Annotated in this window: 7 protein-coding genes and 1 pseudogene; 6 read left to right on the top strand and 2 right to left on the bottom strand. The window is 60.3% G+C overall.

Features of this window, described 5'->3' with window-relative positions; all coding sequences use genetic code 11:
* Positions 1-212: 212 nt before the first annotated feature.
* Positions 213-1046 (bottom strand): IclR family transcriptional regulator, encoded by an 834-nt coding sequence (locus tag RO009_03620; protein ID MDT3684115.1) that lies wholly within the window; start codon positions 1044-1046, stop codon positions 213-215.
* A 160-nt stretch (positions 1047-1206) separates the two neighbouring features.
* On the opposite strand from RO009_03620, the gene RO009_03615 reads away from it, so the two are divergent.
* The 4 genes from RO009_03615 (at position 1207) to RO009_03600 (ending at position 5925) form a co-directional block, all read left to right on the top strand.
* Positions 1207-2859, top strand: coding sequence for an AMP-binding protein (locus tag RO009_03615; protein MDT3684114.1), 1653 nt, complete (start codon positions 1207-1209; stop codon positions 2857-2859).
* 12 nt (positions 2860-2871) lie between these two features.
* On the top strand, positions 2872-4842 hold the full coding sequence (locus RO009_03610) for an FAD-dependent oxidoreductase (protein ID MDT3684113.1): 1971 nt from the start codon (positions 2872-2874) through the stop codon (positions 4840-4842).
* A complete protein-coding gene (locus RO009_03605; GenBank protein MDT3684112.1) occupies positions 4839-5252 on the top strand; it encodes a hypothetical protein in 414 nt (137 codons plus the stop codon). The genes RO009_03610 and RO009_03605 overlap by 4 nt, the downstream gene beginning before the upstream one ends.
* A 256-nt stretch (positions 5253-5508) precedes the next feature.
* Positions 5509-5925 (top strand): thioesterase family protein, encoded by a 417-nt coding sequence (locus tag RO009_03600; protein ID MDT3684111.1) that lies wholly within the window; start codon positions 5509-5511, stop codon positions 5923-5925.
* Between the two features lie 171 nt (positions 5926-6096).
* Here the strand turns inward: RO009_03600 and RO009_03595 are convergent, their stop codons facing one another.
* Positions 6097-6465 (bottom strand): hypothetical protein, encoded by a 369-nt coding sequence (locus RO009_03595; protein MDT3684110.1) that lies wholly within the window; start codon positions 6463-6465, stop codon positions 6097-6099.
* 303 nt (positions 6466-6768) lie between these two features.
* Between RO009_03595 and RO009_03590 the strand changes: the two genes are divergently transcribed.
* Positions 6769-12483 carry a HAMP domain-containing protein gene (locus RO009_03590; GenBank protein ID MDT3684109.1) on the top strand — a complete coding sequence of 1905 codons (5715 nt, stop codon included), beginning with the start codon at positions 6769-6771 and terminating at the stop codon, positions 12481-12483.
* 11 nt (positions 12484-12494) lie between these two features.
* Positions 12495-13892: pseudogene (locus RO009_03585) on the top strand (HWE histidine kinase domain-containing protein).
* Positions 13893-14179 lie beyond the last annotated feature (287 nt).

Here is a 14179-nt window from a genome sequence, read left to right as displayed (position 1 = left end):
GTCGGCTAGACGTCCTTGACTTTGGTCAATGGTGAGTGAGACCTCACAGCATCGTTGGTCTGTGAAGATCAATATTTTTCAAAACACATGCGTTGCTGCGTCGCGGAATCAGACAACGTTCTGATCTTGCGCATCCGGAACGTTGGCATTCGCAGAAACTGAATCTGAGATCCGTGATCGCGTCGATCGAGTGTTTGGCAACGCAAAACCCATCAACCTGATGCCGACCAACGTCCTCCGATATTTTCGGTGAGCCGGCGGCAGAGCGTTTTGAGCTGTTCTATAATGGCCGCGTCCTCGGCGGGATCGAAAGCGCGTGTCGCCATGACGGTGGCGACCAGAGCGACGCGTCCCTGGATGTCAAGAATAGGTGCGGCTGTTGCCCGCAATCCGGCGATCAAGAGCTCGTCGACCGACGCACTCATGTCGGCGCGCACCCGCGCGCGGATAGCGCGAATGTTGAATGGCTTCTGCATGCGCGCCGTCGTAAGCTCGCGGGAGACTTCCTTTGCGGTCTCGTTTTCCGGCAGGAAAGACAGAAATACGCGACCGGTGGCCGAGCGCAGGTAGGGCAGCACGGATCCGACAGAGACCGAGGTGATCACCGGGATGCGCCCGGCGTGCCACCGCACGACCGTCGGGCCGAGCGGGCCGCGCGCAGCGAGCAGTGAACTGCGACCTGTCGTGCGTGTGAATTCGGCGATCGCCGGGTCGGCGAGCGCGAACACATCCGTGCGCGCCAGGGCGGCCAAGCCGATCTGGATGGCCTCCGGACCCAGGTCGTACAATCCCGAATCCGGATTCTGCCGTGCGAAGCCGGCGCGGATCAGGCTCGCCAGATAGCGATGCGTCTGCGAGGCAGAAAGGCCCGCGCGCCGCGCCACCGCGGTCAGCCCGGCGGCCTCTGGTTCGGCGGCCAGCGCTGAGAGCACGTCAAAAGCAATTCCCGCCGACTGGATACCGCGGCGGACCAGCACGGTTGCGGGCGCGCGGCGCAGTGCCGGCGTCGCTGTCCGCCGCTGTCCGCTTCTGGAGCGCTTAGCCATGCTCGCGGCCTGCTCCGGCGCGTCCACCGTTCTTTGTGCGATTCATTGAAACAGCGCCACGATCCCGGGCTTGACCTTGGTCATGTCTGCCCGGCCCCAGTTTGGATATTGGAAAAACACTTGCACAAAAGGCAATAAAATAAAATGTAAGGGAGAGTCGATGCTGCCGGGGTGCGTTCCGTGGCCCGAAGAGCTCGGGCGTGAGTATCGCCGCAAGGGCTATTGGCTCGACGTTTCAATCCCGCAGTATTTCGCGCGCCTTGCCGGCGCTGCGCCTGAGCGCCTTGCTATCGTCGACGGCGAACGCCGCATAAGCCTCGGCCAGCTTTGGGAGCAGAGCGGGCAGTTGGCCGCGCACTTTCGCGGCCTTGGCCTGCAGTCTCGCCAGCGCGCGGTCTTTCAGTTGCCGAACGGCGCCGAATTCCTGATTGCTTTCCTGGCGCTGCTACGCGTCGGTGTCATCCCGGTGATGGCGCTGCCGTCGCACCGACAAACCGAAATCGCTCATTATATCAGATCGGCGGAGTCGTCTTCTCTTCTGATCCCCGACCGGATCAAGGAATTCGACTTCAGACAGATGGCCGACGCTGTCAAAGCCGAAGCGCCATTGCTGCAAAACGTCTTCGTTCTTGGCGAAGCCCGCGAGCAGGATGTCTCGCTCAATGCGCTAATGGCGCGTCGCGCGGATGCCAACGATGTGGCTGCCATCGACCGGATCGAGCATGATCCCGGCGACGTCGCTTTCATGCTGCTCTCCGGCGGAACCACCGCATTGCCCAAGCTCATTCCGCGGACTCACAACGACTATATCTACAACTTTTCGCAGAGCGCGCGCGTTGCCGGCCTCGGTCCGGATACCGTGCTGCTGCTGACGTTGCCTCTGGCGCACAATTACAATCTGGGTTCGCCGGGAATGCTGGGCGCGCTCGCGCTGGGCGGGCGCGTCATCATCGCCCCACGCGGTGACTGCAGCACTGTCTTCTCACTGGTCGAGAAAGAGCGCGTCACCGTCATCCAGGCGGCGGTGCCGCTTATCGTCAACTGGCTCAACGATCCGGCGCTTGATCGCTTCGATCTCTCGTCGCTGAAGGTGGTGCAGCAGGGCGGAGCGCGGCTGTCGTCCGAATTACGCGACCGCCTGCGTAAGCGGCTCGGCTGTCAGTTCCAGGAAGATTATGGAACGGCGGAAGGTTTGCTCAATCTGACGCGGCTCGACGATCCCGACGACGTCGTTCTGCACAGTTCCGGCGCGCCGATTTGCGACGACGACGAGATCAAGGTGCTCGACGAGAAAGGAAACGAAGTCGCCGATGGCGAGGTCGGCGAGCTCGTCGCGCGCGGGCCCTATACGATTCGTGGCTATTACAATGCGCCGCAGATCAACGCTCGGGCCTTCACGGCGGACGGCTTCTACCGGATGGGGGATTATGTTCGCAAATCGGGGCGCTATGTGACCGTCGAAGGTCGAAAGAACGACCTGATCAACCGCGGCGGCGAAAAGATCAGCGTCGACGAAGTCGAGAATTTGATTCTCAAGCATCCGGCCGTCCGCAGCGTTGCAATCGTGGCGATGCCGGATCCGGCTTTCGGCGAACGCGCCTGCGCTTTCGTCGTGCTCAATCCGGGCACGACGCTGACATTCGAGGAACTGAGCCGGTTTCTGCTCACGCAGCGGATTGCGAAATTCAAGCTGCCCGAACGCCTGGAAATCCTCGCGGAATTCCCGGTCTCGGGCGCCGGCAAGATCTTGCGCCGCACATTGCGCGAGATGATCGAAACCAAGCTACGCAACGAACAGTCCCTTTCTTCGTAACAGGTGCCAACGATGACCAAGCCGGGTGAAGTGAAGCTGTCCCATCTGTTCCAACGCGCCAAGTGGGGACGGTTCGAACTGAAGAACCGTGTCAAGTACGGCGCCTGCTGCGTGTCCAACTACAACACCCGCGACGGTTTCATTACGCCGCGCGAGCTGGCGCGCACCAAGGTAATCGCCGAGACCGGCTGCGGGATGATCACCAACCAGGGCGCCTATCCCGATCCGCATGGCGAGGGCAAAGCCTATTTCCGGCAGGTGGCGATCTTTGACGACAAGTTCCTGCCGCAGTTCGAAGTCATCGCGCGCATGATCCGCGACAATGGCGGCATTGCGATCCAGCAAATCCTGCATGCGGGCCGCTATGGCGGCATTGATCTCGGCTATTGCATCCAGCCGTCCGTCGTGCCGCAGACGCTGCCGCACTTCCGGCCACCCCGGGAAATCACCAAAGAGCAGATCCGGCAGACGATCAAAGAGCATGCCGAAGCCGCCGTTCGCGCCGTCAAGGCGGGATTCCACGGCACCGAGGTCACGAGCTTCATGGGCTATCTGCTCGCGACCTTCAATTCTCGCTTTACCAACCAGCGCACCGATGAATATGGCGGCTCCATCGAGAATCGCGGCCGCTTCATGCGCGAGCTGATCGACAGCATCAAGCAGGCGACGCCGGATAATCCGCTGATCGTGCGCCTCAACGGTGCCGAGCTGATGGACCGCTGGGGCGGCAATTCCGAGGACGAGTGCTTCGAGCTGATGCAGCAGGCCGCCTCCTGCGGTGTCGACATGATCAGTGTCACCGTGGGCTGGCAGGAGGCGCCGGATTCCTCCATCGGCCGCGATATTCCGCCCGGCCACTGGAACCGGCTCGCCGCGCGCGCCAAGAAACTTCTGCCGAATACGCCGATCGCCTTCGGCGTGCGTCTGCCGGATCCGGCGATGGCCAACGAATGCATCAAAAACGGCGAGTTTGATTTCTGGGAAGTGTGCCGTCCTTTGCTGGCCGATCCACAGATGCTGCACAAGGCGGCGGAAGACCGGATGGACGAGGTGCGCCGCTGCGTCGGCTCGCTGAACTGCCTCTCGCGGCTGTTCCGCGATCTACCTTACACCTGCACGATGAATCCGGCGCTCGGGCATGAGGTCGAGCCGGAATATGCGATCACGCCCGCCGCGGTGAAGAAGCAGATCATGGTGGTCGGCGCTGGTCCAGCCGGCATGGAATTCGCGATCACTGCCTCGCAGCGCGGCCACGAGGTCACCGTGTTCGACAAGTCGGACAAGGTCGGCGGCGCGCTGCTCGGCTATGCCGCCAACGATCTCGCCAACCGTAACGATCTTCTCTCGGTGATTTCCTACTACGAGACCATGGCGAGGAAGCAGGGCGTCGAGCTGCGGCTTGGCACGACGGTCGATCCGCGGCTAATGCGCGAGATGCTGCATACCTACGACGTGGCGGTGATTGCCACAGGCACGGTACTGCATCGCGCGGCGTTGCCGCCCTGTGAGGACGGCCGCAAGATTCTCGATGCGCTCGATGTTGCGCTCGGGAAGGAGAGGGCAACCGGAACGGTGGCCGTGCTGGGCGGCGGCAAGGTCGGTTTGACGATCGCGGAATCGCTTGCCACGCAGGGGCACACCGTCACCATCATTGAGGCGCAGAAACGGCTGGCGGGCGACGTTATGCCCTCGTTCAAGTGGCGGCATAGCGCATGGGTCGAAGAGCTCAAGATCGCGTCCATCACCGGGGCGCGCACGCTCAAGGTGGCGGCTGATGGCGTGCATGTCGTCGACGGCAAGGGCGAAAACCGGATCGTCGCCGCCGACACGGTGATCGCGGCGTCGCCGCGCATCGCAAGCCGCTCGCTGATGCACGACTTCGAATGGATGATCGACGAGCTGCATGTCTGCGGCGACGCGGTGGTGCCGCGCGGGCTCGGCCAGTCGATCCATGACGGCTATCGTCTCGGGTGCCGCATATGAGGGCGCTGCCCGATCCGGACGCCTGGCAGGGCATGCTGGACCGCTACGGCGCGGCTTTCGGCAATTTACGCTCGGGTTCGCGCATCGGCGTCGGGCGCCGCTCCGATCTCTCCCGCGATGATGCCAGCATCGTCGTGTGGGAAGCGCGGCGCGGCCGGCTCTACGCGGAGCGGATGCCGTTCGGCGGCTATGGTGACCGGTCGCTCGACGTCATGCTGGTGGGCGACGATGCGGCCGTGGATGAGGTCGCGCAGAATCTCGACGGGGAGGGCCTGCCGGCGTTGAAGGAGCAGGTGCGCCAGGGCGGCTTTGTCTGCTTCCTGATGCGGACGCAATGCGATCTTGTCGAAGCCGGCTATGAGGACGTACTACAATCCATGGGCGTCGTGTTCATGGGCGCCTGCCGCTAGGGTGGTGTCCGGGCCGGCAGAAGCCAAGGGAGGCAAGAGAGTCGATGATCTTCCGCAATCCCAAAGGTGCGCCGGAACTCGCATGCAACGAATGCGGTTGCCGCTGGTACGATCGTCAGACCAATTCCTGCTACGAATGCGGGACGCCGGTATCGCAAGAAGAGCTGAGCGATTATTTGCGTACTCTGCGCGATTTCCACGTCGCAAAGGGGATTGTCGTTGACACGACGCGGACGTCGCGGACCACAGGTCACTAATGCTCACCAATACCCGTGCCGTTACCGTCGAATTTGGCCACTGCGATCCGTCGGGGATCGTCTACAATCCAAATTTCTTCATCTGGTTCGATGTCTCCGTCCATGCCCTGCTGACGCATGGCGGCATCAGTCTGAAAAAGGCCATCGCCGAATTCGGTATCGACGGCATCCCGGTCGCCGAATACAAGGTCAGATTTCTGGCGCCGTCCCGATGGGGCGACGAACTGCTCATCGAAACGAGCGTGATCAAGCTGCATCGCTGCGCCTTCGATATCCGTCACCGTATTTTCAATTCCGGCACGCTCGCCGTTGAATGCGACGAGACGCGCGTGCTCACCGCGTTCGATCCCTTGCAGGGGCGGGTGAAGGCGCTACCGTGGCCGAAACAATTGCTCGAGTCGCTGACCGGCGGATAAGCTTCAGGCAAATTTTGGAGGCAGGCAGGCACTTTCTGATCTGCGAGTCGACATTTAGGGAAGAGCTATTCGCGAAGAGATCAGGATGCAGTTTCCTCCCAATACCGGTTGCGATTTCGAGGGCCGACGGCCCAAACAGAAAGAACGGGCCTGCATCAATCGCCATCAGCATCATCTGTCTCTCAACTTGAAAGCGTCGGAGAGCAGTTTCAGCTTGTCAGTTGGAGCCCCGGTGATGACCTTGATCACAGTCATTGGATGTGTCGTATAAATCCGATCAACGGACGATACTATGTCATTCAGGACTCCATTTGCAGGCCGGTAAGCGACCTGGTCCGGTTGATCCTCGGCGATGAGTCCAATTTTATGAAGGCCTTGGATGGCTGTGTTGACGGCCGATTCACTGCCGCGCAACTCGCGAATAAGCTCCTGGCGGCTCCAACCGCGTGGAGCGCTGCGAGATAGAAGCAGCAAGAGCTCCAATCCCCAGACCGATGACAAATTCGATTGAATGAAGAGGAGAGTCTCTTCTTCGTCCACGGAGGATTCCCGAATGCTTGTGGGAGCCCACCCTGTATGTCCGCCTGGATCATCGGAAGCAACCCTGACTGGCGGTCCAATTGACGCAGCAAACGTCTTTCCATGTGGAACCAATCCACGGCTGCTGGGTTTGTGGTCAGTTTTACCGCTGGCCGTGCGATGGCCATGCATTGGATAGGCGGCCCGCATGCGGGAGGGTGTGTGCGACAAAGTGCCATCAAGTATTTGAAATATCTACATTAATTGTTTTGCGCGAGGCGGGTTTGGCGGCCTCGGATCGCACTGGGGGGAATCGTGACCAAGATCGAAACAGCCGTTGCCAAGCCCGGTTCGGCAGCGGAATTCATCCTCAGTCCAAGTGTGTTGCTGCGTGCTCTGGAAGGAGTTCGCGCAGGAGATTTTTCGGTGCGATTGCCGTCAGACACGACCGGCATCGACGGAAAGATCGCCGACGTTTTCAATGCCATCGTCGCTTCGAACGAACGCATAGCCAGGGAGCTCGAACGTGCCGGTCAGGCGGTTGGTCGGGACGGAAAGACCAAGCACCGCGTGAAATTTGGTTCTGGCCATGGCGCGTGGGGCGAAATGGAAAGCTCCGTCAACGCTTTGATTGACGATCTGCTGTGGCCGACGGCGGAAGTCACGAACGCGGTAGCGGCGGTGGCGCAAGGCGACCTGCTCAAGACTGTGCGTCTCGACGTCGACGGCCGGCCGCTGAAAGGCGAATTTCTGCGCTCCGCCAACATCGTCAACACGATGATCAAGCAGCTTGGCGTGTTCACGTCGGAAGTGACGCGCGTTGCGCGCGAAGTCGGGACCGAGGGCAAGCTCGGCGGCCAGGCACAGGTGCCTGAGATGACCGGGGTCTGGAAAGATCTGACCGAAAACGTGAACTCGATGGCGTCGAACCTGACGGGTCAGGTTCGCAATATCGCCGAGGTGACGATCGCGGTCGCGAACGGAGATCTGTCAAAGAAGATCACCGTCGATGTCCGCGGCGAAATTCTGCAATTGAAGGAAGCCATCAACACGATGGTGGATCAGCTTCGCTCCTTTGCCTCGGAAGTGACCCGCGTAGCGCGCGAAGTGGGCACCGACGGCAAGCTTGGCGGTCAAGCGATCGTGCCGGGAGTTGCCGGAACCTGGAAGGATCTGACCGACAACGTCAATCTGCTCGCCGGCAATCTGACAACCCAGGTCCGCAATATCGCGCAGGTGACAACCGCGGTTGCGCGCGGCGACCTCTCGCGCAAGATTACCGTGGACGTGAAGGGCGAGGTGCTCGAGCTGAAGGACACCATCAACACCATGGTGGATCAGCTCAACGCCTTTGCCTCGGAAGTCACCCGCGTCGCGCGCGAAGTCGGTACCGAGGGCAAGCTCGGCGGCCAAGCGCAGGTCCCGGGCGTCGGCGGCACCTGGAAAGATCTTACCGACAACGTCAACTTCATGGCGTCGAACCTGACCGCGCAGGTCCGCAACATCGCGGAAGTGACGACAGCGGTGGCGCGCGGCGATCTCTCGCGCAAGATCACCGTGGATGTGAAGGGCGAAATCCTTGAACTGAAAGACACCATCAACACGATGGTGGACCAGCTTAATGCCTTTGCCGGCGAAGTGACGCGCGTCGCGCGCGAGGTCGGCACCGAAGGCCGGCTGGGCGGTCAGGCCGAAGTGCCGGGTGTCGCCGGCACATGGAAAGACCTGACCGACAACGTCAATTCCATGGCCAGTAATCTAACCGCCCAAGTACGCAACATCGCTGAGGTGTCGACGGCAATTGCGAGCGGGGACTTGTCGAAGAAGATCACCGTAGACGTGAAGGGCGAAATTCTCGAATTGAAGGACACCATCAATACGATGGTGGACCAGCTCAACGCCTTTGCGGGCGAAGTGACCCGCGTGGCGCGCGAGGTAGGTACGGAGGGTAAGCTCGGCGGCCAAGCGGTTGTGCGCGGCGTCGGCGGCACCTGGAAGGACCTCACCGACAACGTCAATTCGATGGCGTCCAACCTGACGGGGCAGGTACGAAACATTGCTGAAGTGACAACCGCGGTGGCGAGCGGCGATCTCTCGCGCAAGATCACGGTGGACGTAAAGGGTGAAATTCTCGAACTGAAGAACACCATCAACACGATGGTTGATCAGCTCAACGCGTTTGCCTCTGAGGTGACGCGTGTTGCACGCGAGGTGGGCACCGAAGGCAAGCTCGGCGGCCAGGCCGAGGTTCCGGGCGTCGCCGGCACCTGGAAGGACCTCACCGACAACGTCAATTTCATGGCCTCGAATTTGACGGCGCAGGTTCGCAATATCGCCGAAGTGGCGACCGCGATTGCCAGCGGCGATCTCTCGAAAAAGATCACCGTCGATGTCCGCGGCGAGCTGCTGCAACTGAAGGAAACGCTGAATACCACCACAGACCAGCTCCGCTCATTTGCTGGTGAGGTGACGCGTGTGGCGCGCGAAGTCGGTACGGAAGGGCGTCTTGGCGGGCAGGCCAACGTGCCAGGCGCGGCCGGCACGTGGAAGGACCTCACCGACAACGTCAATCTTCTCGCCGCGAACCTCACAACGCAAGTCCGCAATATCGCGGAAGTGACGACGGCGGTGGCACGCGGCGACCTGTCGCGCAAGATCACTGTTGATGTGAAGGGTGAAATCCTGGAGCTGAAAAACACCATCAATACGATGGTGGACCAGCTCAATGCTTTCGCCTCGGAAGTGACGCGCGTTGCCCGCGAAGTGGGCACGGAAGGCAAGCTTGGCGGTCAGGCGCAAGTGTCGGGCGTCGCCGGCACCTGGAAAGACCTGACCGACACCGTCAACGTCATGGCGGCGAATCTGACGGAGCAGGTGCGCGGTATCGTGAAGGTCGTGACCGCCGTCGCCAACGGTGATCTCAAGCAGAACCTGACGGTGAAATCGAAAGGCGAGGTCGCCGCGCTCGCCGAAACGATCAACAACATGACTCAGACGCTTGCGACATTCGCGGACCAGGTCACGAGTGTTGCGCGCGAGGTCGGCGTCGAAGGCCGTCTTGGCGGCCAAGCCAACGTGCCGGGCGCATCAGGAACGTGGAAGGATCTGACGGGCAACGTCAATCTTCTCGCCGCCAACCTGACAACTCAAGTGCGAGCGATCGCGGAAGTGGCGACGGCCGTGACCAAGGGTGACCTGACGCGCTCAATCGACGTCGACGCCCGGGGCGAGGTGGCCGAGCTGAAAGACAACATCAACACGATGATCGATAACCTGCGGCTGACGACAGACCGCAATACGGAACAGGACTGGCTTAAGACCAACCTCGCCAAGTTCACCAATATGCTGCAGGGCCAGCGCGATCTTTCGACAGTCGGTCGGCTGCTGCTGTCTGAATTGACGCCGCTGGTGAACGCGCAGATGGGCGTCATTTATCAGCTCGCGGGCGAAGACAACCGCACGCTCCGCCTTCTCTCCGCCTATGCCGATGACGGGACCGGCGGACACCCGCAGGTGTTGAATGTGGGCGAAGGGCTGGTCGGCCAATGCGCGGCCGACAAGCGCAGGCTGCTGATCACCGACATGCCGCCCTATGCCGTCCCCATCGGCTCAGCGCTGTTCAAGGCACTGCCGCAAAATGTCATTGTTCTCCCGGTGCTGTTCGAAAACCAGGTCAAGGCCGTTATCGAACTCGCCTCCGTCTCCAACTTCACCAATCTGCAGATCACGTTTCTCGAGCACCTGACCACCAGCATCGGCATTGTGCTCAATTCAATCGAGGCGACGATGCAGACCGAGGGGCTGCTGCAACAGTCCCAGCAGCTGGCGGCGGAACTGCAGACCCAGCAGGCGGAGCTGCAGCAGACCAACGACCAACTCGAGCAGAAGGCGCAGCAGCTCGCTGAACGCAATGTGGAGGTGGAACGCAAGAATCAGGAAATTGAGCAGGCGCGGCGCGCACTTGAAGAAAAGGCCGGCGAGCTTGCGCTGACGTCGAAGTACAAGTCCGAGTTCCTTGCCAACATGTCGCATGAACTGCGGACGCCACTCAACAGCATTCTGATCCTCGGTCAGCAATTGACCGAAAATCCGGACGGCAATCTGACCGCTCGGCAGGTCGAGTTTGCAAGAACAATTCATGGCGCCGGTACCGATCTGCTCAACCTGATCAGTGATATCCTTGATCTGTCGAAGATCGAATCCGGAACGGTGACGGTCGACGCGGAGGAGGTGCCGCTTGCCAACCTGCTGGAGACTATCGGCCGCCCCTTCCGACACGAGGCGGAAGGGCGGCAATTGTCGTTCGAAACGCAAATCGATCCACATCTGAACCGCAACATCACGACGGACGCCAAACGGCTCCAGCAGATACTCAAGAATCTTCTGTCGAACGCGTTCAAGTTCACCCAACATGGCGGCGTGCGGTTGTCGGTGTCGTCTGCGATAGGAGGATGGAGCTTCGATCACCCGGTGCTCAGTACGTCCTCCGCGGTGGTTGCCTTCGAGGTGACCGACACGGGCATCGGGATTCCGGCCGACAAGCAGCGAATCATATTCGAGGCGTTTCAGCAGGCTGATGCCAGCACCAGTCGGAAATACGGCGGGACCGGCCTTGGCCTCGCCATCAGTCGCGAACTCGCCAGTCTGCTCGGTGGAGAAATTCAGTTGCGCAGCGTTGCCGGGCAGGGGAGCACTTTCACGCTCTTCCTGCCGCTGGCCTATGCCGGCCCATCCAGTACCGTACGCATGGTCTCAAGTGAAAACGACGTTGTCTCGCAACCGGCGGTGTCAGCGATATTACAGCCCGCTCTGCCCGAGAAGCCTGTAGAGCAGATCGCCGATGACCGGCTGCAAATCGAGCCCGGCGATTCCATTCTGCTTATCGTCGAGGACGACCCGCATTTCGCAAGGATTATTCTGGATCTCGCCCGCGATAGCGGTTTCAAGGGGATCGTCGCGGCGCGCGGTGCCGATGCTTTGGACCTCGCCAAACAATATCTGCCGACGGCGGTTTCGCTCGATGTGTTTTTGCCGGACATGCTCGGCTGGGCCGTCCTCAGCCAGCTCAAGCAGAATCCTCTCACCCGCCATATTCCCGTGCAGGTGGTCACGCATGACGAAGACCGCCAGCATGCGTTGGCGCAGGGAGCATTCTCCTTCGTCAACAAACCGACGACGCCGGAAGGCGTTGAGCTGGCGATCCGCAAGATCAGGGATTACGTGCAGTCGCGCCGCAAGCGGTTGCTTGTTGTCGAAGACAATGCGGCCGAACAACTGAGTATCCGCGAACTGCTCGGGCATGACGATATCGAGATTGTCATCACCGATACCGGCAGTGAGGCACTTGCGACATTGCGCAACAGTTCGTGCGACTGTGTCGTCCTCGATCTTCGTCTTCCCGACATGAGCGGATTTGACGTACTGGAGGAGATTCGTTCCGATCAACAATTGTCCGACGTTCCGGTCATCGTGTTCACCGGACGGGAATTATCGCCCGAGGAAGACGCGCGTCTGCACAGCATGGCGCGCAGCATCGTCGTCAAGGGCGTCGAGTCGCCGGAACGGCTGCTGGATGAAACCGCCTTGTTCCTGCATCGCGTCATCACCGATCTGCCCGCCAGCAAGCGCCAGATGCTGGAACGCCTCACCAGTTCCGACGAGGATCTGGTCGGCAAGACCGCGCTCCTGGTTGACGATGACGCGCGCAACATCTTTGCGCTGAGCAGCGTTCTCGAACGCCGCGGCATGCATGTGCTGACAGCGACAACGGGCCGAGAAGCGGTCGATCTTGTCGAGTCCTGCCCGGACATTGCGATCGTTCTCATGGACATCATGATGCCGCACATGGACGGCTACCAGACCATGAATGTCATCCGTGCCAGTCCCAAGTGCCGGCGCCTTCCGATCATTGCGCTCACGGCCAAGGCAATGAAAGGTGATCGGGAGAAATGCCTGGAGGCGGGTGCCTCCGACTATCTGGCCAAGCCAGTCAACATCGAGCAGTTGCTATCCGCTTTGCGAATGTGGCTGCACCGGTGATGAGTATGGCCATGTCGCTACAGGATCCGGTTAACATCCTTCTGGTCGACGATCAGCCGGGGAAGCTATTGACTTATGAAGCGATCCTGCACGACCTCAACGAGAAGCTGTTGAGAGCTGCATCCGGGCGGGAGGCTCTCGAGCATCTGCTGAAAAACGATGTAGCCGTCATCCTGGTTGACGTGTGTATGCCGGACCTGGACGGCTTTCAACTCGCAGCCATGATCCGCGAGCACCCGCGCTTTCAGAAGACCGCTATCATCTTTATTTCAGCGATCCATTTGAGCGATATGGACCGTCTGCGCGGTTACGAAATGGGCGCGGTCGACTACGTTCCGGTGCCGGTGATACCGGAGGTGCTGTGCGCCAAAGTTCGGGTGTTCTGTGATCTCTACCGAAAAACGCGTCAACTGGAATTGCTCAATCTCGATCTGGAAAAGCGGGTGGCGGAACGGACAATGGAACTGGAAAGTGCCGCGGAGAAACTCGTTGAAAGTGAGCGGCGCCGCAGTTTGGCCCTCGCAGCAGGGAACATGGGGTCATGGGAATGGGACCGCGAGGCTGATCAGTATGTATGGGATGAAGGTCAGTATCGCATCTTCGGCGTAGACCCCGGCACTTTTGAACTCACCTCGGAGAACATCCGAAGTCGGATTCACCCTGACGACTGGATGAACCTGCAGATCGGACTCGAACGCCTCATCGCTCGGGGAGAGCATCACCAAGGCGAATTCAGAGTGGTGCGCCCCAATGGTCAAACACGCTGGTGCATTGGGACCGCCGCCACCAGCGAGGCTTCGGGGACGCGCAGCCGCATCAGCGGTGTAACCATAGACATCACCGATCGCAAAAAGGCGGAGGAACGGCAGGCCTTGCTCGCGCGGGAAGTCGATCATCGCGCCAAGAATGCGCTGGCGCTTGTTCAATCCATTATCAGGCTGACAAAAGCTAACGATCAGCAGGCGTATATAGCCGCGGTGGAGGGGCGCATCCGAGCGCTGTCGAAAGCCCATAACGTCCTGGCGCAGTCACGTTGGCAAGGCGCCAATCTTCAAAGACTGGTGGAGGAGGAGTTCGCTCCGTACAAGACTGGCGATCCAGGCCGGATCAAAGCCAGCGGCCCGGAAATCGTATTGCAACCGGCCGCCGCGCAGAGTCTTGCATTGGCGCTGCATGAGCTCACGACAAATGCAGCAAAGTACGGAGCCCTGTCTTCACTCGCGGGCAAATTGGCTGTCGCATGGGATCTGAAGGACGGTGACTTGTTTCTCAATTGGACCGAAACCGGTGGGCCATCGGTAACGGAGCCCGCGACGTATGGATTTGGCTCCCGGATCATACGGACAAGTATCGAGCGGCAGCTGGGTGGGCGTATCACATTTGATTGGCGGCAGGATGGATTACGATGCGAATTTGCCGTGCCTTGCGGAGAGAAAACCGGGATTGCCGACCTTCTCGTCAAGGGTATGCAAGACAGCAGCAACAGCGACATTGAGCGGCTGATTGCCTTATCCGGAAATCGAATCCTGGTTGTTGAGGATGAGGCAATTGTCGCCTTGGCCCTCTGCGATCTTCTGCATGAGCTGGGTTTCGAGGTGATCGGACCATTCGGCAATCTTGGCGACGCCGTCCATGCCACCGAGGCATTGGATTTCGAGGCTGCGATCCTCGATGTGAATGTCGACGGACAAATGAT

The sequence above is a fragment of the Pseudorhodoplanes sp. genome (assembly GCA_032027085.1).
In the GTDB taxonomy this organism is placed as follows: Bacteria; Pseudomonadota; Alphaproteobacteria; order Rhizobiales; family Xanthobacteraceae; genus Pseudorhodoplanes.
This window is presented reverse-complemented; position numbering and strand designations above follow the sequence as displayed.

Coding starts and splice junctions, on each gene's coding strand:
- RO009_03620 (MDT3684115.1), bottom strand. CDS start 1,046: ATGGCTAAGCGCTCCAGAAGCGGACAGCGGCGGACAGCGACGCCGGCA.
- RO009_03615 (MDT3684114.1), top strand. CDS start 1,207: ATGCTGCCGGGGTGCGTTCCGTGGCCCGAAGAGCTCGGGCGTGAGTAT.
- RO009_03610 (MDT3684113.1), top strand. CDS start 2,872: ATGACCAAGCCGGGTGAAGTGAAGCTGTCCCATCTGTTCCAACGCGCC.
- RO009_03605 (MDT3684112.1), top strand. CDS start 4,839: ATGAGGGCGCTGCCCGATCCGGACGCCTGGCAGGGCATGCTGGACCGC.
- RO009_03600 (MDT3684111.1), top strand. CDS start 5,509: ATGCTCACCAATACCCGTGCCGTTACCGTCGAATTTGGCCACTGCGAT.